Genomic DNA, 20657 nt, shown 5'->3' on the forward strand with positions numbered 1-20657 from the left:
TGTTGAAATCGAGGTTTGTTTGCAAGCACAATCACAGGGGTTCGTACTAACCCGTCAAAGCCGTGACAGTCGCGGGTCTACGGAGATCACTCTTTGGGTTAAGACTCCGGAAGGGCCTGCCAAGTTAACCATTGTGGGTGATGAGCCGGTTTGTTTTGTTCGCCAGCAGGATCTTGATGGGGCACAGCACAGTCTCAAAGATACTGGGGTGAATACCCGTTGGAAGTCTCTGGCCCTGAGTAACTTTCAACATCAGCCTATGGCGGCGGGTTACAGTAAGACTATCAAGGATAGCCATCAATTAGCCTCTGTATTGCAACACGCTGGCATCGAAGCCTATGAATCGGATATCCGTTTGGCGGATCGGTTTTTGATGGAGCGATTTATTCGTGGCGGGATTGCCTTTACCGGTCAGTTAAAACGCCGTAATGGCTTTCTGGAATATGCCAACGTCAAGGCTAAAGCCGCTGACTATAGACCTGAATTGACGGTTGTATCTTTGGATATTGAATGCTCCGAAAAGGGCGTTCTCTACTCTGTCGGTTTGCATAGCGATAATGATAGTCGTGTGATTATGGTCGGCAAACCAGAACCAGACTGCGCGGAACAAAATTGGATTGAGTGGGTAGACAGCGAAAAGGCGCTTCTTGAGGCCCTGGAAGCATGGTTTGTCCGTTTTGATCCTGATGTGGTGATTGGCTGGAACGTTATTGATTTTGATTTTCGCTTGCTGATCCGCCGTGCAGAATGGAACAACGTGGGGTTGCGACTTGGCCGGGGCAATCAGCAGATGCATTGGCGCCAGTCTTCGCAAAATCCCAATCAAGGCTTTCTTACCGTGCCGGGTAGGGTGGTACTTGATGGTATCGATACCCTGAAAACAGCGACCTATAATTTCCGGTCATGGTCGCTGGAGTCTGTCTCCCAAGAGCTTCTGGGAGAAGGCAAGGCGATTCATAATGTTTATGATCGCATGGCGGAAATCAATCAAATGTACCGCGAGGACAAGCTTTCGCTGGCTACTTACAATTTGCAAGACTGCAAATTAGTAACGCGAATTTTCGCTCATACGCATTTGCTCGATTTTGCCATTGAGCGCAGTTGCCTGACGGGTGTTGAGCTCGATCGGGTGGGTGGCTCAGTGGCTGCTTTTACTAATCTCTATCTCCCTCAGCTTCATCGTGCCGGGTATGTTGCCCCTAGTCTAGATAGCGACAACTGGATTGCCAGTCCCGGCGGTTATGTGATGGATTCGAAACCGGGTCTGTACCAGTCTGTATTAGTGCTGGATTTTAAATCTCTGTATCCCTCTATTATCCGTTCTTTTCGTATTGACCCGCTTGGCCTGGTGGAAGGACTGCTACTTGAGGAAGGTAGGGATGACGAGCAGGCGATTGCCGGTTTTCGAGGCGGCCGCTTTCATCGCCAGCGGCATTTTTTGCCCAAGATGATCGAAGATTTATGGGCGGCACGGGATCAGGCAAAGCGCGATGGCGAAAAAGCGTTTTCCCAGGCGATAAAAATTATTATGAATTCCTTTTATGGCGTACTTGGCTCATCAGGTTGTCGGTTCTTCGATCATCGTTTGGCGTCTTCGATCACTATGCGGGGACATGAGATCATGAAAGTGACCCGTGAATTGATAGAAGCGAAAGGCTATGAGGTTATTTACGGTGATACGGATTCGACGTTCGTCTCGCTTAATGGCAGCTTTTCGGCGGACCAGGCGGATGATATAGGCAAAGGGTTGGTTACATATATTAACCAGTGGTGGAGGGAACACCTAAGCGAAACCTATGGGTTGGAATCAGCTCTAGAGCTTGAGTACGAGACTCACTATCACCGCTTTTTGATGCCGACGATCCGTGGTCAGGAGACGGGCAGTAAGAAGCGTTATGCTGGTTTGGTCGATGTGGGGGAAAATGAGCGCATTGTATTCAAGGGACTGGAGACGGTACGGACGGATTGGACAGCATTGGCCCAGAACTTTCAGAAAGTGATCTATCAGCGTATTTTCCATGATCAGCCAGTGGAAGATTATGTACGGGAATATGTCGAGGCGACACGCAACGGGCAGCACAACGAAATGTTAGTTTATCGTAAAAGGTTACGTCGTAACTTGAGCGAGTACCAGAAGAACGTCCCTCCTCATGTTCGTGCGGCAAGGATGGCGGATGAGTACAACAAACGCCATGGCCGTCCTTTGCAGTACCAGAACGGTGGTTGGATAGAGTATGTGATTACCCTAAATGGCCCCGAACCATTAGAGGTAAGGCAAAGCCCAATTGACTACGAGCACTATGTTGAAAAGCAGATCCGTCCGGTTGCGGATGGGATTTTGCCTTTTATCGGCCAATCATTTAGTGAGATAACCGCCCCGCAGCTCGGACTTTTTTAATTTTTATTCAGGGATTTCCATCATGCTTGACAGAACACACAGCGATGCCATTCAGCAACGTATCGATCAGAAAACAAAGCCATTGGGAGCGCTAGGCCAACTTGAATCCCTTGCTTACCAGCTAGCACTTATTCAGAGCCAAGACAAACCTGATGCGGTGGACCAAATACACTTGGCCAACCCTACGGTGTTGGTTTTTGCCGGTGATCATGGGATTGCCGATGAAGGTGTCAGTATTGCGCCGAGCGCTGTGACTCAGCAGATGGTGCTCAACTTTCTGGCTGGTGGTGCGGCCATAAACTGTTTTTGCCGAGCGAACCAGGTTGCGATCAAAGTTGTTGATGCCGGGATCTTATTGCCCGTTGAAGAGGATCATGACAATTTGATCCGCCAGCGGTTAGGTACCAGAACAGAGAACTTTTCCAAGCAGGCCGCGATGTCATTGTCGCAAGTGAGCCAAGGCATTGTTAAAGGAGCGGATCTTGTAGCTAGCACTGTGGCTGCTGGATGTCATTTGATTATGTTTGGTGAGATGGGAATAGGCAACTCGAGCAGTGCTGCGGCCTTGCTGGCGGCTGTTTCCGGATATCCCGTAGAGCAATGTGTCGGCTATGGTACGGGGATATCGTTAGAGCAGTACGAGAAGAAAATTGATGTGGTTAGTGCAGGCGTCATTCGTTGCGATGGCCTAGATGTCCAGGAAGTACTGGCTGAAGTGGGTGGGTTTGAAATTGTCCAGATGGTTGGGGCGTTTCTGGGGGCTTATGAGCAGCGTGTGCCGGTACTTGTTGATGGGTTTATCGTGACAGTCGCAGCTTATTTGGCAACCCAAATTGAACCTGCTTGTCGAGACTATATGATTTTCGGCCATCGTTCCCATGAATCTGGGCATGAACTGGTATTGTCATTGCTTGATGCCGAACCGTTGTTGGATTTGTCGCTGCGCTTAGGGGAGGGTACTGGTGCTGTATTGGCCGTGCCATTAGTTAAGGCGGCAGCGGAGTTTTACAATACGATGGCAAGTTTTGCAGAGGCCGGAGTCACGGTTGAGCCTTAGATTGTCAGGCAGATAAAATAAAACCCGCTGTTGTGCGGGTTTTATTATGATCCAAATTAGCAGAAATGATCCTGACGATCAGTTGAAGTACTCGATATTCGACACATCGGCTTTTGTTGCATGAATAGGATCAAACTTGATCGCGCCGCGATTCGGGGTGCAGATTTTGACGACGTCGCCACAATCGAAAATGGCCAGAACGGTTTCATCGGTGCGAAAAACAGCCGGAAGTGGTTGGCCGATTTCACAGAGACATTCGATGCCTTCATGATGCCACTCAACTTTGTAAATGCGTTTTGCCTGCTCTGGTGCTTTAACGTGTTTGGCAATAGATGTGAATACAGCTTCAGCTTGCTGTGGGCTTGATGCCGATGGTACAAAAAAATCCATGGTTCCCTCCAAACGCTCAGTAGAAGTGCCTACTGAATCAATACACATTGTTCATCCTAGCTAAAGGCTAACAGAATTATTGTTATATTTGCAAATTAAATGCATGTGCATTCAAATTTTTGACGATGAAAAATCATGTTAACGATAAGATGTGTACCACTAATGCGCTTAATAAAAAGACGTTATTCTCCATAAGTGGTTATTTTTCTGGCGTAAAAGTGACAATGATTTTGTCGTTGTAATAAGCAAGAATGATTAGTTATTGACTACGATTGGTATAACGATGGTCTAGCATTATAGTAGCGTGGAAATAGGGCACATCGGTTAGAGGAGGAAAAGAGATGGAACAGTTAGATTTTTTTTCTATCCCTAGCCCATGTATCGGTGTATGCCAAAGTAACAGCCGGGGATATTGCAAAGGTTGCTTTCGCAGCCGTGAGGAGAGGTTTCATTGGCAGCATTTGTCGAATGAACAAAAGCGTAACGTTATTCGCCTATGTAGGCAGAGATATTTGAGGGTTATGAGGGCAAAGCGTCAACAGGCGACCGTTGGAGTGTATGATGAGAGTAGGGAGCCAATTCAGCCCGATTTGTTTGGTGGCCTTGAATAATAGGTAATAAAAAAGCGCCCCGAAGGACGCTCTTTAACACAGAAATTCCGCAATTAGATGCGTTTGAAGTCCATGTGCTCAACTTTTGGCTTGTAAGCGTGACGCTGGATGTCCTGCGGCTTAACTTTAACTTCTTTGCCGTCGATTACTAGCGTGATTGCTTCGTAGAACTCAGGCTTGTCCATTTGGTTGATAACTGCATCGTGAGCTAGAACGATTGCAACTGGAGCTTCTTCACCACCGTAAACGATAGCTGGGAACTGGTTAGTGTGACGTAGACGGCGGCTCGCACCTTTACCTAGGTCAGTACGTACTACTGCTTCGAATTTCATCTTAAATACTCTTTAAGTTAACTAAATAAGACATTGTGTAATGCGACCTTACTCAATGCCGTAAATCGAGCGCGGATATTAGCAATGATCATGCGAAGCAGCAAGTAGAAAAATCATATCTATTATTTATTTCTCTAGTTTTTAAGCATATTGGACGCTTAGAGAACCTACCTCTTATCAATCACTGGGTGTTTCTAAGTCGGATAGGGGTTTTACATCCTTGGGAGCAAGGTGCCTAATTGAGTGTAAATTGCGATCAAATTAACGGTTAATACAAAAAAACGATCTAAATCACACTGATAATGATAGTAATTATCGTTTGTGTTTGTAATAATTCATGCAAACCTTTTGTTGATAACAATATTTTTAGCAGGAATTATGAACAACAAACTGACTTTGGTAGCAAGTGCTATCGTAATGGCTTTGTCACCCTCAATTTATGCTCAGGACGAAGTATCAGTATTTGATGAAGTGGTCGTCTCGGGAACGCGCTCTGAACAAAGTATCAAAAATGTCCCTTCGAGTGTTACCAAGGTCAGTGCGGAACAGATAGAAGATAATTTGGCAACGGATGTCAAACAGGCACTGAAGTATGAGCCAGGTGTCCAGGTGAATGGTCAAGGCCGTTTTGGAATGCAGGACTTCACTGTCCGAGGCATGAGTGGTAGCCGGGTCAAAGTGCTTATTGATGGCGTTCAGCAACCGGCCTCTTACAATCCTGGCGCAGAGGTGATGCGTAAAAACAGTAATACGATCGAGGTGGACACTTTGACAGCCATCGAGATCAACAAGGGTCCATCTTCTACGCTTTACGGGAGCGATGCGTTGGGTGGTACCGTGCTGATGCGGACAAAGAACCCTGAAGATATGCTTGAGCCGGGTGATGATACTCATGTTGGCTTGAAGACGGGCTATGCCAGTGTCAATGATGAATACAAGGCCACCGTCGAGTTAGCCAATCGCAGCGGTGATTGGGAATCGATGGTGATCTATACCTACCGCGATGGCCATGAGACAGAAACGCACGGTGACGGAGCTGATATTACGGGGCCAAATCGTGGCGCAGCAGATCCTTATGATATTGCTTCCCATAATGTATTGGCGAAGGTTTTTTACCAAATCAATGATAATCACCGTGTTGGTCTGACAGGGGAATATTATACGCGTAGCGCCGATGGCTCAATTCTGTCGGGGGAGGGGCGCGACGGTGGTATGCCTGGATATATTTACACCAATGTGCGAGGGGAAGATGAAGATCAGCGTTACCGTATAGGTTTCGAACATGAGTGGCTCGCTGATCTGGTGGCATTTGACAGCCTTAACTGGAGCCTAAATTGGACTGAAAGTGAGGCGGAACACAATAGCTATGACCATACTGAGGCAAAAGGCAATCGAAACCGAGTCCGTTCAGGTAAAGATGATAGTTTGCAGTTTGATCTTCAGATGCAAAAGAGTCTTGAATTCGCAACAAGCCGTCATGAGCTGACTTACGGTGTATCCGCATCCAATGAATCATTTGCGTTGGATTATCGGGATTACGATTTGGATAACGGCAAGAATAAGGCAGGCTCAGAAGAAGTCCCGTCGTCTGATTCTGAAAAACGCGCCATTTTCGTTCAGGACCAGATGTTCTTTATGGATGACAAGATGGTTGTGACGGCAGGCTTGCGTTACGACGATTTCACGGCGACTCCTGATGAGCAGTCTGGCCTGAAAGAGCACAATAGTGATGCATTAACGTCACGTCTAGGTATGGTATATCATTGGAATCAGAATCTGAGCACCTATGCTCAATATAGTGAGGGTTTCCGCTCTCCAACTATCTACGAAATGTACTATGACAAAGACCATACCATGTTCGGCTATCGTATCGAGTCAAACCCAGATTTGAAACCGGAGGAGAGTCAGTCCTATGAGATCGGTGTGCGGGCTAATGGGCGTATCGGTGCGATGGAATTGTCGGCATTTTATAACGATTACAAGAATTTCATCAGTAGCCAAACAACGATGGATGGTTCTGTCGAAGTCACCACCAATGAAAATATCGGCAAAGCGCGAATTTATGGCTCTGAATTTAAGGGTAGCTTGTGGCTAGATGAAGCCTTTGGCGCGCCTATGGGTTCTTATGTACGTTTGTCGATGGCATATCTTGACGGTGAAGATAAGCAAACGGGTGAGACGCTAGATACGATTGCGCCGTTTACCACGGTTGTTGGTCTTGGCTATGACGCGCCTTCGGAGCTGTGGGGCAGTGCATTGACGGTAACCATGGCGGCCGCGAAGGATGAATGGCAGGATAAGGATGCTGATGCCAACCTTGAAGCACCAAGCTATACCGTGGTTGATTTGACGGCTTATTACCGCCCGGTGTCTGATCTGACTCTGCGTGCTGGTCTGTTTAATGCATTTGATGAAAAATACTGGCAATATCAGGATCTTGAGGGGGCAACGGCGACGACGGAAGGTATCGACCGCCGTACTCAGCCTGGTCGAAACTGGGGTGTGACTCTCGATTACGCTTTCTGATATCAGTGAGTCTATGCCATAAAGAAGCCGCACATCTGTGCGGCTTTTTCGTTAGTTGTCCCACCAGCGCGGGTCAGTTTTTCTGATATTGGTCCAGATCGAACAGTTTGTCGCGGATTGCCCAGAAGCGACCCGATTTACGGGCAATAACAATCTCTGGCGGTCTGAAGCGGTGCGCGTTGTTGGCGACTTTGCTAGGCGCGGTGTCGGTAAACGGGCGATGCCTATCAGCAAGGTGGGGTTTGACGAACTTGCGTGTAAACTCGTCTTTTTGTCCCTTGGTCGACAGAGGCCATACTTCGCTGATTTCCGATCCCTCATCGCCAATGTAAATGACTTTTAGCTGTGGCTTGCCGAATTTGTTTTTCCCCGCTTCAAGTCGAAGATCGTGGCATTTCATGATCATCGCGTCTTTTAGCTTGAGTGCATCGCGTAGTTTTTTGTCGGGATCGACCATGACAGCATCGCACTGATGGCAGCGACGGGCGGCAATATCATTGTCGGCACCGCATTCTTCGCAGTATTTTGCCCTGAAGCGATAGCCGCACTCTTCACGCTCGCCTGTGTCGTCATCTTCGAAGTAGCCTTGGCAGCGACGGCCATAGTGTTCGATCAAGAATCCTGCCGGATCGAGCTTGCCCCAGAAGCTGTTGTTAAAGCCGCAGGCCGGGCAGGGTACCATGATCACTTCGCTATCACTGTTGGGCTTAGGATCGCCAACCTCGGGTTGGTAAAGATCATAGCAGTTACCGGCATATTCCAGTACTAAGCAGTCTTTCTTGCCCTCGGACAGTCGCAGCCCCCGGCCGACGATTTGCTGATATAGGCTGATGGATTCAGTCGGGCGCAATACGGCAATTAAATCAACATGCGGGGCATCGAACCCGGTGGTCAGTACCGAGACATTGACCAGGAACTTGATTTCTTGCCGCTTGAAGCGATTGATAATGTCGTCCCGTTCATCTTGAGGGGTGTCACCAATGACCAAGGCGGCTTTTTCATCACTGAGGTAACCCAGAATTTCTTGGGCATGGTTGACGGTTGAGGCGAAGATCATCACACCTTTACGATCTTTGGCATACTCACGTACCTGCTCGATGATCATTGGAGTGACCCTGCCTGCGCGCTCGATAACATCGTCGAGGTCGGACTCTTTGTAGCGGCCGTTGTTGCCGGGACGAAGTTGGGAAAAGTCGTACCCCATCACAGCCATGTCCATCATTTTGGGTTCGGTGAGGTAGCCCTCATCGAGCAGGTAGCGGATTGGCAATTCGAAGATACAGTCCCGAAAGAAGCGGTCCTGCTCGGTGCGTACTTGTCCCCGGGTATGATATTTGTATATCCAACCCATACCTAAGCGATAAGGTGTTGCGGTCAGGCCAAGGATCTTGATGCCAGGATTCACCTTTTGGGTATGGGCGATCACTCGGCGGTAGGCACTATTTTCATCATCGGGTACGCGGTGGCATTCATCTATGACGAGTAATGAAAATTGCTCATCAAACCTGTCGAGGCTGTTGACCATAGATTGAACAGAGGCAAAGACGACTTTCTCATCGGTTTCCTTACGACCAAGCCCGGCTGAAAAAATTGCCGCTTTTAGACCATAGCTTTCGTATTTGTCGTGGTTTTGTTCAACCAGTTCTTTTACGTGGGTCAAGACCAATACTCTACCTCGGGCAATCCGCGCCAATTCGGCAACCACCAGACTTTTTCCTGCTCCTGTTGGCAGGGTAAGTACAGCGGGAGTATTGTGTTTACGGAAGTAGTGCAGGGTAGCGCTGACGCTGTCTTGTTGGTAGGGGCGAAGTTGATACATGGATAACAGAAAACAGAATAACGATTCAGTATCGGCAGTGTACTACAGCTTGGATAGGTTTCGTTGGTTTTCTTCTTATGAAGCCCGCTCGAGGAAGAGCGGGCAGGTATTAGGCGAGCTAAGAGGCGATGTCCATCGTCACTGGAGAAGGCGTGATGGTTTTGGTCATCATGCAGAACTGGCGGCGAGGTACAAACCCATGTTGCTCATAAAACTTGCGGGCGCCGCGATTGCCGATATTGACTTCGAGTGATAACGCATTGACCCCGGCAGAAGCCACATGCTGCTCAATTTGTGGGAGCAAGATAGTGCCAATGCCTTGTTGGCGCCAATCGGGTTTTAGGTAGAATTGGTCTATCAAGCCAACTCGTCCGCCATGCTCGAGGCTGAAGGAGTAACTGATAATGATATGGCCAACAATCAGAGTTTCGCCTTGGTCTTCTGCTTCGATAAACCATGACTGACCCAGTTCGGGCTGCGTAATGAGCTGTTGGATGGCCTGTAGGGTCTGCTCTTTTTTCTGTGGGAGTGCTTCATAGTCGAAGAGCTCCTCGACAAGGTTAAGCAGCAGATCCGTTGATGATAAAGTCGGCGCAACAAGAGAAATGTTCATAATGTAACCTTCACTGTTCGGTACTAGTTTGCAAATTGCCGTGATAAAACTGTTATTTGTTTATTTTTCAATGGCGAAAGCATGGGTAGCTTAGTACCTTGTTATACGTAATTCAAACCTGATTCGTCCAAGAATATGACAACATGTAGTACAAAATGTTCGCCAAGATCAGGTAGAACCAGTTATCTCCTTCAAAACAAAGATTCCTTGTGTGGTTGGATATGAATTCGTCAACGTGGTGTTCTGTGAACCTATTTTAGCTGAAAAGAAGAGGGTTAATGTGAACAAAGAGAGGAAGTTGGTATGATAGTTTTTTATGTATCAGCTGGAGCCAGTAATGAGGCTTGATAAATTTCTTAGCACAACGCTTGGGATCACCCGCAAAGACGCAGGTAAACTACTAAAAGAAAAACGTATTGAAGTGAACGGCGAAACCGTGAAGAACGGTGCGCTGAAGGTCACTGAAACCTGCGAGGTAGAATTTGACGGACGCCCGCTGCGTTTTGATGGCCCACGTTATTTCATGCTGAATAAGCCATCAGGCTTTGTTTGCTCGCACGTAGACGACTACAACCCGACCGTTTTCGTTTTGTTCGATGAAGTGAGCCCAGAGAAGATGCATGTAGCAGGCCGCTTAGATGGCGATACAACAGGTTTGGTGCTATTGACCGATGACGGGCAGTGGTCGCACCGTATTACCTCTCCACGCCATTATTGCGAGAAGGTGTACTACGTTGAGCTTGCCGATCCAATCAACGAAGAGGTGGTTGAGCAGTTTGCCAATGGCGTACAGCTACGGGGTGAGAAAGAGCTGACACGTCCTGCTAAGCTGGAAATTCTTGGGGACAACGAAGCCCTGATCACAATCTCCGAAGGCAAATATCATCAGGTCAAGCGCATGTTTGCGGCAGTTGGCAATAAGGTTGTCGGTCTGCACCGAGAGAAGATCGGTGATGTTGAGCTGGATGAGGCGCTGGAGCCGGGTGAATACCGTCAGCTGACCGACGAGGAAATTGCAGCCTTTATGTAATTTGGCTGGTTGGATATAAATATTGATTAAAGAGGCTATAAATGCCTCTTTTTTTCTTTTGGTCAGTTTCTGTCTAGGTGTTTTGAGGTTATATTGTAGATCCAAGCATTCTCCGAGCACTTGTATCGGTGTCACATACCCTGACAGGGAGACGCCATTCTTCTCCGTATCCTATATTGCTACCTTCCTGTTTGTAGTGGGGAAAATATCCGGTGTTGCTTGGACATTCACCTTCATCTTTTTCGAATGTAGGCGGATAGGTAATTTCCGTCGTACACTATTTTCTCTTCATATTGTCATACAGGGGCCTCATGACGACACAGCACAGTCGCACCCTCAGTTTCCAACTGATCATTATTCTTGGCGCTATTGGGGCACTCACCCCGTTGGCGATTGATATGTATTTGCCAGCCATGCCGACCATAGCCAGAGATTTAATGGTTAGCCCCGGGTTGGTTCAGGCCACATTAACTGCCTATACTGCCGGGTTTGCGGTCGGCCAGTTATTACATGGTCCTTTGGCTGATAGCTACGGTCGCAAGCCGATCCTGATTGGCGGGGTGGTGGCATTTGCCCTTGCGGCTATTTTCTGTGCGTTGTCTACCAATGTTATTGAGCTGACTTGGATCCGTGCTGCACAGGGCTTTGCTGGCGCAGCGGCAGCAGTAATTATTCAGGCCTTGGTACGCGATATGTTTGAGCGCGAAGAGTTTGCTCGAATGATGTCATTTATCACCTTGGTCATGACGGTAGCTCCGCTGATTGCTCCTATGCTAGGTGGTTATTTGGCAATTTGGTTTGGCTGGCGTTCTATTTTCTGGGTATTGGCCATATTTGCCGTCGTTATTATTACGGCCGTTTTTTTGAAGATCCCGGAAACATTGCCCCCAGAAAAGCGCCTGCCGTTTCATATTGGCTCTACACTGCAAAATTACGCTCGCATGCTAACGAGTCCTGTTGCGGTTGGTTTAGTGTTTTGCAGTGGCTTTTCGTTCGCCGGCATGTTTACGTTTTTAACCGTCGGGTCTTTTGTTTACATTGATTTATATAATGTAGGCACGGAATACTTTGGCTTGCTGTTTGGCCTGAATGTTGTGTGCCTGATCGTTATGACTAGCCTTAATGGCCGATTAGTCAGAAAGAAAGGGTCGCATTGGATGTTGCGCTTTGGTCTTTCTGTTCAGTTTTTAGCCGGTGCAGGGTTGGTTTGTGGCCAGATACTGGGACTAGGCTTGTGGGGGGTAGTGATCCCTGTCATGCTATTCGTCGGTACTATCTCAATTATCGGTAGTAATACAATGGCGTGCTTGCTAGGCCGTTATCCTCATATGGCAGGAACGGCATCTTCTTTAGCTGGCACATTGCGATTCGGCACAGGAACAGTTGTAGGTGGTTTAGTGGCAATGATGCCCGATGCGACGGCATGGCCAATGGCCTTGACCATGGCGGTATGTGCATTATTATCAGCGGCATTTTACTGGTTCCTGTCACGCGAAGCGTAAGGAAAACAATGACGGCGTTCTATCAAGAAATTTATAAAGTTGTATCAGAAGGCTTGCAGGAGCTTGCTGCCTCACAGCAATCTGGCAAGACACCGAAAAACCCAATTAGCGAAACGCATTTTATTAGTGCGTGGGTAACGAAGGCGATCAAACAGCAACGTTATGCCCATTGCGTGGCTAAAACGTTGTTGAGTTGGCAACAGCAAGCTCGAAGCATGGGTAAGCATGCCCAGCTAAAACAGCAGTTTGAGCAGTTCGAAAAGACGTATGGTGGCATTTTGCAGGACAATGGTGAAGCTGAAGCGGTAACCATGACGAAGTTGCAGGCATTCTACCAAGCCCTAGAAGCGAATGGGTGGATAGTTACCACCGAATACGAAGTAAATCGCAAGGTGACACACCATACCGATGGCCAGGCTTCGTTGGTTGTTTGTGCGACGCAGGCTAAAGCGGCGTTTGCTGAAAATGGCGAGTTAGTTAAGCCTTTGTCCTTGTTTATCCGTGGTACTGTGCCGGAGGCAATAGATGCAGCGTATGGCGAGGGGATCTTGTTGTATAAGGTTACGGATTACAAGTCGATCGTGAAATATCACGGCGAGTATGTGCTTTATCCGCACAATGCAGGAAGCCACCTTCCTGAAGTACCTAGTTTGCAATAAGCAAGATAGCATCAATTTGAAACGAGAGCCTTGGCTCTCGTTTTTTATGTTAATTATCCCAGTCAGTGAGCCGAGATAGGGGAAGAATATTGACAATAAGCCTGTTATTAGCCACTGCCTATATGGTCTCGGTTTTCCCTTCTTGCGCTTTGGCTTTGCAGCGCTTTACTACGGCATGGGCCATGCCTCGGAAAATGAATAAGTGAGCAGGCATCATGGCAAACCAATACAGTAAACCGGAAAACCCTGCGGGGTGCCACCAAGCCCGGATATCAATTTCACGGTGATCGCCCTTGTCCTCAATGGTGAACTCTAGCCTTCCGAGACCTGGCGCCTTCATACCAAAAAGTAGTGACAAGAACCTGTTGGGTTCGAGTTTAATGACCTTCCATGAATCAACGCGATCACCCAAAGCCAATGTATTGGGATCTCTACGGTAGCGTTGCATCGCATTTCCGCCGATGGCCGCATCCATCCATTCTCTGATCCGCCATAGGACGTTGGCAAAAAAATAGCCTTCCTTCCCCCCGACTAATTGCACTTGCTGCCATAGCTGCTCTGCTGTGGCGTCGGTTTTGAGCTTGTAACCGGCTTGTTTGGGGTAATAGCCATATCCAGATTGCCAACGGGCAAGGGCATCGGGGTCGAACCCCCATATTTCACTGCGAACGACTTCGGTTTCGTGACGAAGCGATTCTTCAACGGCTTCATCGTAGCTGAGGAGGTATTGTGGTATCAGTGATTGGATAGCACTGCCGTTGGCATCTAGATTGTGGCCTAGGCCGCCAATTAAGGCTTGGGCAATATTCGTGGGTACAGACGTCACAATGCGTAGCCAGCGGGCGGCAAACTTAGGAGTGAGAAAAGGAACTGCTAGGATCCGTGCTGTTTTGCCTGCATGCTTGCTTATAGTCTCTAGTTGGGTGGCATAGCTGATATTTTCTGGGCCGGCAATATCCATAATCTGATGCCGGCTGGGCTGGAACTTTAGTAGCTCTTGCAAATAGTAGAGCAGGTTGCGTAATGCGATGGGGGAATTTTTAGAATGTACCCACTTGGGGGTGATCAGAATAGGGAAATGATAGACAAAATCACGCATCACCTCGAAAGCGGCGGAACCCGGGCCGACAATAATGCCTGCCCGTAATTCGGTGATGGGCACGCCGCTTTCGCGTAGAATTTCTCCCGTGGCTCGACGCGCCGCTAGATGATCTGATGATTCACCGTCACTGGGTTGTAATGCCCCGAGGTAAATGACCCGTTTGACGTCGCTATTGGCCAATGCGCTGCTGAAATTGCGAGCGCCTTCGAGTTCGATATCGATGAAATCATGGCCATGATTCATACCGTGGACAAGAAAGAAAACGGTATCTATCCCAGAGAGCAACTGGGGTAAGTTATCAGGTTGGTTGAGATCTAGATAGTTGAGTTCAATGTTATTGCTATGTTCCCAGCCGCGTTGTTGGAGCAGTGTGATATTACGGGCACAGGCTTGTACTTTATAGCCTGAATTGGCCAGCGCAGGAACAAGGTGACTCCCCACATAGCCTGAAGCTCCGACGACCAGAATCGTTTCTTCCATAAAAGTGATGCTCCATATCGGTCATATCCTCGTATAAATGTAGTGGAAATTAGCACCAAGTACTTTGGTGCTTGGGTAACAACATAAGGGAAAGAGCAAAATTGTGAGTAATGGAGGAAAATGGTTATTAAACTGTCAATGCGGTAATATATCCCCACGATGGCAGATAATTAACCGGTTGTGGATATCGTTTGTCTGCTAAGTACTTTGTTTTTATTGTTTTTGTTGTCGCTGCCCAGAAGATTTGCCCAGATTGTGGCCAGTTTATCGTGATCTTTGCAGCTTTTGTGAATAACTAAGCCAAAGTGCTTTATCGCAAGAGTTGATTGCTGTAAATTTCAGGCGATTTCGTTTCCTGACTGAGGACAATAATGTTACGACTAGTCGAGCTCTGCAAAGGTTATTTGGATGGTGATGAGTACCATTCGGTTTTGCAGGGTGCTGAGCTACAACTTAAGCAGGGTGAGCAACTTGCCTTGATGGGGGAGAGTGGCTCAGGAAAAAGTACATTGCTTAATTTAATTGCCGGTCTTGATACGGTTGGGTCTGGTGAGGTGTGGTTAGGTGATGTGCCGATTCATGCTATTTCAGAGCGTGAACGAACCGCGATACGACGTAATAATATTGGCCTTGTCTTTCAACAGTTTAATCTCTTGCCTACCTTAACAACCGCAGACAATATCCGCTTTTGCCGCCAACTGAAAGGGTTGGATGATAAGCCTGAACTGTGGCGTCAAATTATCTCTGCTTTAGATCTCATGCCACTGCTTCATCGTTACCCAGAGGAAATGTCTGGGGGACAGCAGCAACGTGCAGCGATAGCGCGGGCGTTATACATGGAGCCACAAATTTTGTTGGCGGATGAGCCGACCGGTAGTTTGGATGAACGCAATGCCGGTGCGGTGATACGTCTATTGGTTGGTTTGACCAAAAAGCTGAATTGCACCTTGCTACTTGTGACTCACAGTAAGCAGGTCGCCGAGTATATGAGCGGCTGTATTCGCCTACAGGGAGGGCAATTGCATGTCGTTCCCCGTCGCTAATGCGCTTTGGGGGCATTACAAGCGCCACCCGTTGCAGGTTGTGTTGTTGTGGTTTGGTTTGACGTTGGGTATCGCACTCCTTGTTGGGGTGATGGGGGTCAACCAGCAAGCCCGTGAAAGTTACCGTGACGGTGAGCAACTTTTTTCGAATCCTTTTCCTTACCGTATTCGGCATGTACAGCCGTCATTGCATGTACCACAAGGCTTTTATGTTCAGCTAAAGCGCGAAGGTTTTAAGCAGTGCGTTCCGCTTGATCAGATCAACGTGGCATTAGCCTCAGGGCGGCATATCGATATTATCGGTGTGGATCCCCTTGCACTATATTCCAGTTTCAAAGGGCATCGGAGCATTGGGTCGGATAATGCCGCGCAAATGCTATCGCTAATGAGCCCGCCTTACCCGCTATTGATTGGTGAGCAATTTGCCAAATACCTTGATATTGCTGATGGCCAGCAACTTACCCTTGAGAGCGGTAGGACGATCGGACCTGTCGTTGTTGTTAAGCAAGAGCAAATTCAAGGTCCTCGATTAATCGCGGATATGTCGCTGATCCGTCAACTTCAGCCTAGTTCGGGGGTCGATGCGGTTCTGTGTGGTGTGATGCCTGCCTCGGAACTGCGCCGCCTTGAGCATGCCTTGCCGATGGCGCTGAAACTGGAAAAGCAGGAAAGTGCCGGACTTGAACCGCTGACCAAGGCCTTCCATATGAACTTGTTCGCGATGGGGATGCTGGCCTTTGTGGTGGGGTTATTTATTTTCTATCAGGCTATGTCTCTTTCTCTTACACAGCGACAGCCGCTGGTGGGCTTGATGCGACAGGCTGGGGTATCGTCGTTTCAGTTGGCCCGCGTATTGGCGTTGGAGCTAGTGGTTTGGATTATTCTGGGTTTACTGGGCGGTAATGTTCTGGGGTTGTTCTTGGCTGAGCAATTATTACCGTCGGTGGCTGAAACCCTCAATGATCTATACGGAGCCAATGTGAGCCTATCGGTTACGTGGCAGTGGGAATGGGGACTGGCATCACTTGCGATAGCGGTATTAGGTTGTTTGTTTGCCTGTGGTTGGCCGTTAATGCGCCTTATTCGTACTCAGCCAACGCGTTTGGCCGGGCACATGTCTTTGATCCGGATTAGCGGCCGAGAGTTTGCCATTCAGGCTTTGGTGTCCTGTTTCTTTATTGGCATGGCTTGGGCAATTTATCAACTTCCGCACGGGCAGCAGGCAGGATTTGTGCTTATTGCCTTTATCTTGATTGCCTCGGCATTGGGTATGCCGTTTTTGGTGTGGCAACTTTTTTCGTTGTTTGCCAAGCTGACTCGTTCTGCTCGTTTGCGTTGGTTTTTTACCGATGCTGCGGCGAGCTTGAGTTATCGTGGTGTTGCTGCAATGGCGTTTATGCTGGCGTTGGCAACCAATATTGGCATGGAGACTATGGTCGGTAGTTTCCGAACAACGACACAGGTTTGGCTGGATCAGCGGTTGTCGGCCGATATTTACGTGCGTCCATCGTTGAATATGGCCTCACGGATGAGTGGTTGGCTGGCAGAACGCGATGAGGTGAAAACCGTCTGGTGGCAATTTAGCAAAGAACTACCATCAGATCTGGGGACGTTGCAGGTTGTGAGTATCGGTGGGTCACAGGCGGAAAAAAGTGCCTTGTCCATGAAGTCCACCTTGGATTCATTCTGGCAGCGTTTCCATCTTGGCCGCTCGGTTCTTGTCAGTGAGTCATTGGCCATCAAGCAAGGGTGGAAGGTTGGCGATGAAGTCACCTTGGCCGCGCCACTTAACAAAAAGTGGTTGGTAGCCGGTATTTATTATGATTACGGCAATCCGTACGGGCAGGTGATGATCCCTGAAAAACGCTGGCGCCAATATTGGCCGCACCGGGGACAGATAGGCTTGGCTATTCACCTTAAACCCGACACCGATGCGATGGCGATGATTTCAGAGATGGGGGAAACCTTCCGCTTGCCGCCTGAGCGTATTCGTAACAATACAGAGTTGATGGTTCAGGCGATGAATGTGTTTGATCGGACATTCATTGTCACGGCGACACTTGGTAAGTTGACGTTGTTTATTGCTGTCTGTGGCTTGTTTTTTGCCACCGTGGCGGGAGAGTTGTCGCGGATGCGCCAGTTTGCATTACTGCGCTGTATGGGGATGACCGGACGGGAATTGGCGATCCTCGGTGGTGGGCAATTGTTAGTGTTGGGACTGATTACGGCATTGATTGCGCTGCCGATGGGGCTTATTTTGGCCCAGTTGTTGATAGATATTGTCTTGAAATACTCCTTTGGTTGGACAATGCCAATTGAATATTTCCCGGTAGATTATTTAGTGTCGTTAGGCTCGGCATTGGCGGTGTTGGTGATTGCAGGTGGTTGGCATGTTTGGCGTTTGGTAAACCGCTCAGCCATGATGTCACTGCGGGAGGCGTTCTAATGCTGAAACAGCAGTATAAAAACACGTTACTGATGTTATGGGTCATGATTGCCAGTATTGCACTTGTGGGGTGCGGGCAAAAAGAGGAACCGGTTAATCGTTCGGTGTCCGTTCTTAATGCAGATGGCGGTAGCCAGTTTGCCCCTGTTGTTCCCGGACGTACTTTTTCCTTTCCGCAAGATCACCTGCCTCATCCTGAATTTAGGACTGAATGGTGGTATTTGACGGCAAACGTAGAAAGTGAGACGGGGGAGCAGTTCGGGATACAGTGGACATTGTTCCGTTCGGCAGCGTCGGCAGAAAAGGGAACGGGTTGGAATAATCCTCAGCGTTATATGGCCCACGTTGTTGTGACCGGAGCTGAAAAAATGTGGGCGGCTGAACGCTTTGCCCGTGGGGGAATTGGGCAGGCAGGAGTGATGGGGCATCCGTTTAAGGCATGGCTGGATAATTGGCAGTGGCACTCATTTAGCGATTCACCGTTCCCCGCCGTAGTCTCCTTTTCCGATACAGGAATGCAGGCTAATTTACGCGTTAAACAGCAAGGGAATTGGGTTTTGCAAGGTGACAAGGGGTATAGCCAAAAACACCAGACAAAGCCAATTGCCTCTTATTATTACAGTGCGCCTTTTCTATCCGTCGAGGGGGAACTGGTTCTCGATGGTAAAACGTACAGGGTGTCGGGACAAGGTTGGTTTGACCGGGAATGGAGTAGTACCGGCATGGCCGAATCGCAACTCGGCTGGGATTGGTTTTCTCTGCACCTAAATGATGGAAGTGCGCTGATGCTGTATCAGATCAGGGAAAAAAATTCGCGCCCCTATTATTTTGGCTCATTGAGTTGGCCGGATGGACGCACTGAGGTGATTGATGCTGATGCTATCAGATTGACACCGAAGTCATTCACCACCCATGGCGATAAAACGTATCCACTGAATTGGTATGTGGAGATCCCTTCGAAAGGGATTCAGCTAGAGTTAGATGCTGTGCGAGAAGAGCAATGGTTGCCGTTTGTATTCTCTTATTGGGAAGGGCCGATAGTGGTCTCTGGTAGTCATACGGGACAAGGATTTATGGAGCTGACTGGCTACTGATAGATCATGGCCAGATAATGTGCGCAGTGTCAGCAGCTCTATGCGACATATAGGAAGTTAGACGTGTTAGAAAAACTACAACTTGATGAAGCCTCACTAACTCAGCGATTGATGAATCACCGGCGTGAATTTCACCGTTATCCAGAAGCCGCGTGGCGGGAGTTTTTTACAACTAGCCGAATTGCCAGCCAACTGGAAGCGATGGGTTATACCTTGCATTTCGGGGATACGATCATCAATCGCGAAGCCATTATGGGGCGTGATGAAGAGTTGGTCGTCAAAGCTCAGGAGAGGGCGCTTAATTGGGGGGCGGATCTTGGTCACTTGGCTCAGATGGATGGCCTTACCGGTGTGGGGGCTGTTTTAGAAACAGGAAAGGCGGGGCCGGTGATTGCGCTTCGTTTTGATATTGATGCGGTTGAGGTGATGGAAAGCCAAGATGACTCCCACCGCCCACGTTTTCTGGGGTTCGCGTCGTTGGCTCCTGGTATTGCTCATGCCTGTGGTCATGATGCTCACGCATCTATCGGGTTGGGCGTTGCAGAAGTACTGGCGGCAAATCGTGATAGTCTGTGCGGAACAATAAAATTGTTGTTTCAGCCAGCTGAAGAAGGATGCCGCGCAGGTAAGGCGATAGCCGAAAGTGGCTGGCTCGATGACATTGATTATTTCTTTGCTGCCCATATTGGCATGAACGTGCCAAGCGGCACGTTGGTCTGCGATCCGCAGCATTTCCTGTGTAGTTCAAAATTTGATATCCATTTTACAGGAAAGCCTGCCCATGCGGGGATTGAGCCAAATGCCGGTCAGAATGCGCTGGCTGCGGCTTGTACGGCGGTCGCACAGATGTTGGCGATACCTCGCCATCGTGATGGTATGACCCGCATCAATATTGGCCAGATGCACGCCGGTGACGGTCGCAATGTGATTCCGGCCAACGCGGTATTGATGGGGGAAACCCGTGGTGAAAATCGCGAGTTAAATACCTACATGTTCCAGCAGGTTGAAAATATCGCGCAAGCTTCTGCAATGATGCATGGCGTAAAAGTGAAGATTTTCCCGCAGGGTGAGGCGATTGAGCTAGAAAATGATACAGAGTTAGTTGATTTGTTGTCTAGTATTGGCCTCGCCAGCGGGTTTAGCGAAGTGATCCGCGAGAAAGATTTTGGTGCCAGCGAAGATGCGGGATATTTGGTTGACCGTGTCCAAAGCAATGGCGGCAAGGCGATTTACTGCCTGGTCGGTTCTGATCTGACCGCGGGTCACCACAACGGTGATTTTGATATCGACGAAAGCCGAATGTTGCCTGCTGTCAAATTGCTACTTAATGCCGTTAGTCAAACTATGGTCATTGACCATAGTCGAGCCGATCGCGCTGCCGTGTAGTACTACGCTTCAGAACACCTGCCTTTGAATATCTATCAAGCCCCGATATTTTCGGGGCTTTTGTCTATCAATCATCCTCAGTATTGGCTCATACATAGCGTAGGAAAGTATTTTTGTTAAGACAGGAAATTCCTGCACTAACTCATAATTCTTCTAGCATTAAAATCAT

Annotated in this window: 16 protein-coding genes; 11 read left to right on the forward strand and 5 right to left on the reverse strand. The window is 48.5% G+C overall.

Annotated features, from left to right (window positions below):
* Positions 1 to 19 precede the first annotated feature (19 nt).
* Both ABT56_RS06115 and cobT read left to right on the forward strand, forming a co-directional pair.
* Positions 20 to 2398, forward strand: coding sequence for a DNA polymerase II (locus ABT56_RS06115; RefSeq protein ID WP_047877980.1), 2379 nt, complete (start codon positions 20 to 22; stop codon positions 2396 to 2398).
* 22 nt (positions 2399 to 2420) lie between these two features.
* Positions 2421 to 3455: a nicotinate-nucleotide--dimethylbenzimidazole phosphoribosyltransferase gene (gene cobT, locus ABT56_RS06120; RefSeq protein ID WP_047877981.1), complete on the forward strand. Its 1035-nt coding sequence runs from the start codon at positions 2421 to 2423 to the stop codon at positions 3453 to 3455.
* Positions 3456 to 3533: 78 nt separating this feature from the next.
* Here cobT and ABT56_RS06125 read toward each other — a convergent pair whose 3' ends face one another.
* On the reverse strand, positions 3534 to 3845 hold the full coding sequence (locus ABT56_RS06125) for a hypothetical protein (protein ID WP_047877982.1): 312 nt from the start codon (positions 3843 to 3845) through the stop codon (positions 3534 to 3536).
* Positions 3846 to 4186: 341 nt separating this feature from the next.
* Here ABT56_RS06125 and ABT56_RS23525 point away from each other — a divergent pair, with 341 nt between their 5' ends.
* The gene (locus tag ABT56_RS23525) at positions 4187 to 4456 is read left to right on the forward strand and encodes a DUF1289 domain-containing protein (RefSeq protein WP_084722170.1); all 270 of its coding nucleotides are present in this window, start codon (positions 4187 to 4189) and stop codon (positions 4454 to 4456) included.
* A gap of 53 nt (positions 4457 to 4509) precedes the next feature.
* On the opposite strand, the gene rplY is transcribed toward ABT56_RS23525, so the two are convergent.
* Positions 4510 to 4788 (reverse strand): 50S ribosomal protein L25, encoded by a 279-nt coding sequence (gene rplY, locus ABT56_RS06130; RefSeq protein WP_047877983.1) that lies wholly within the window; start codon positions 4786 to 4788, stop codon positions 4510 to 4512.
* 378 nt (positions 4789 to 5166) lie between these two features.
* Between rplY and ABT56_RS06135 the strand changes: the two genes are divergently transcribed.
* On the forward strand, positions 5167 to 7314 hold the full coding sequence (locus tag ABT56_RS06135) for a TonB-dependent hemoglobin/transferrin/lactoferrin family receptor (RefSeq protein ID WP_053062391.1): 2148 nt from the start codon (positions 5167 to 5169) through the stop codon (positions 7312 to 7314).
* A gap of 73 nt (positions 7315 to 7387) precedes the next feature.
* Here ABT56_RS06135 and radD read toward each other — a convergent pair whose 3' ends face one another.
* Positions 7388 to 9133 carry a DNA repair helicase RadD gene (gene radD, locus ABT56_RS06140; RefSeq protein WP_047877984.1) on the reverse strand — a complete coding sequence of 582 codons (1746 nt, stop codon included), beginning with the start codon at positions 9131 to 9133 and terminating at the stop codon, positions 7388 to 7390.
* Between the two features lie 118 nt (positions 9134 to 9251).
* Positions 9252 to 9746, reverse strand: a complete 495-nt coding sequence (locus ABT56_RS06145) for a GNAT family N-acetyltransferase (RefSeq protein WP_047877985.1) — start codon at positions 9744 to 9746, stop codon at positions 9252 to 9254.
* A gap of 337 nt (positions 9747 to 10083) precedes the next feature.
* Between ABT56_RS06145 and rsuA the strand changes: the two genes are divergently transcribed.
* The 3 genes from rsuA (at position 10084) to ABT56_RS06160 (ending at position 12937) form a co-directional block, all read left to right on the forward strand.
* A complete protein-coding gene (gene rsuA, locus ABT56_RS06150) occupies positions 10084 to 10776 on the forward strand; it encodes a 16S rRNA pseudouridine(516) synthase RsuA (protein ID WP_047878156.1) in 693 nt (230 codons plus the stop codon).
* Positions 10777 to 11087: 311 nt separating this feature from the next.
* Entirely contained in the window at positions 11088 to 12278 is a 1191-nt protein-coding gene (locus ABT56_RS06155; RefSeq protein ID WP_047877986.1) for a Bcr/CflA family multidrug efflux MFS transporter, read from the forward strand.
* 8 nt (positions 12279 to 12286) lie between these two features.
* Positions 12287 to 12937 carry a DUF2913 family protein gene (locus ABT56_RS06160; protein ID WP_047877987.1) on the forward strand — a complete coding sequence of 217 codons (651 nt, stop codon included), beginning with the start codon at positions 12287 to 12289 and terminating at the stop codon, positions 12935 to 12937.
* Positions 12938 to 13055: 118 nt separating this feature from the next.
* Here the strand turns inward: ABT56_RS06160 and ABT56_RS06165 are convergent, their stop codons facing one another.
* Complete coding sequence (locus tag ABT56_RS06165; RefSeq protein ID WP_047877988.1) at positions 13056 to 14519, reverse strand: DUF2867 domain-containing protein; 1464 nt, start codon at positions 14517 to 14519, stop codon at positions 13056 to 13058.
* A 371-nt stretch (positions 14520 to 14890) separates the two neighbouring features.
* On the opposite strand from ABT56_RS06165, the gene ABT56_RS06170 reads away from it, so the two are divergent.
* The 4 genes from ABT56_RS06170 (at position 14891) to ABT56_RS06185 (ending at position 20488) form a co-directional block, all read left to right on the forward strand.
* The gene (locus tag ABT56_RS06170; protein ID WP_047877989.1) at positions 14891 to 15562 is read left to right on the forward strand and encodes an ABC transporter ATP-binding protein; all 672 of its coding nucleotides are present in this window, start codon (positions 14891 to 14893) and stop codon (positions 15560 to 15562) included.
* Complete coding sequence (locus tag ABT56_RS06175) at positions 15543 to 18008, forward strand: ABC transporter permease (RefSeq protein ID WP_047877990.1); 2466 nt, start codon at positions 15543 to 15545, stop codon at positions 18006 to 18008. The genes ABT56_RS06170 and ABT56_RS06175 overlap by 20 nt, the downstream gene beginning before the upstream one ends.
* Positions 18008 to 19102 (forward strand): lipocalin-like domain-containing protein, encoded by a 1095-nt coding sequence (locus ABT56_RS06180; RefSeq protein ID WP_047877991.1) that lies wholly within the window; start codon positions 18008 to 18010, stop codon positions 19100 to 19102. The genes ABT56_RS06175 and ABT56_RS06180 overlap by 1 nt, the downstream gene beginning before the upstream one ends.
* Positions 19103 to 19165: 63 nt before the next feature.
* Positions 19166 to 20488 (forward strand): amidohydrolase, encoded by a 1323-nt coding sequence (locus ABT56_RS06185; RefSeq protein WP_047877992.1) that lies wholly within the window; start codon positions 19166 to 19168, stop codon positions 20486 to 20488.
* Positions 20489 to 20657 lie beyond the last annotated feature (169 nt).

The sequence above is a fragment of the Photobacterium aquae genome, from assembly GCF_001029445.1.
Classification (GTDB): Bacteria; Pseudomonadota; Gammaproteobacteria; order Enterobacterales; family Vibrionaceae; genus Photobacterium; species Photobacterium aquae.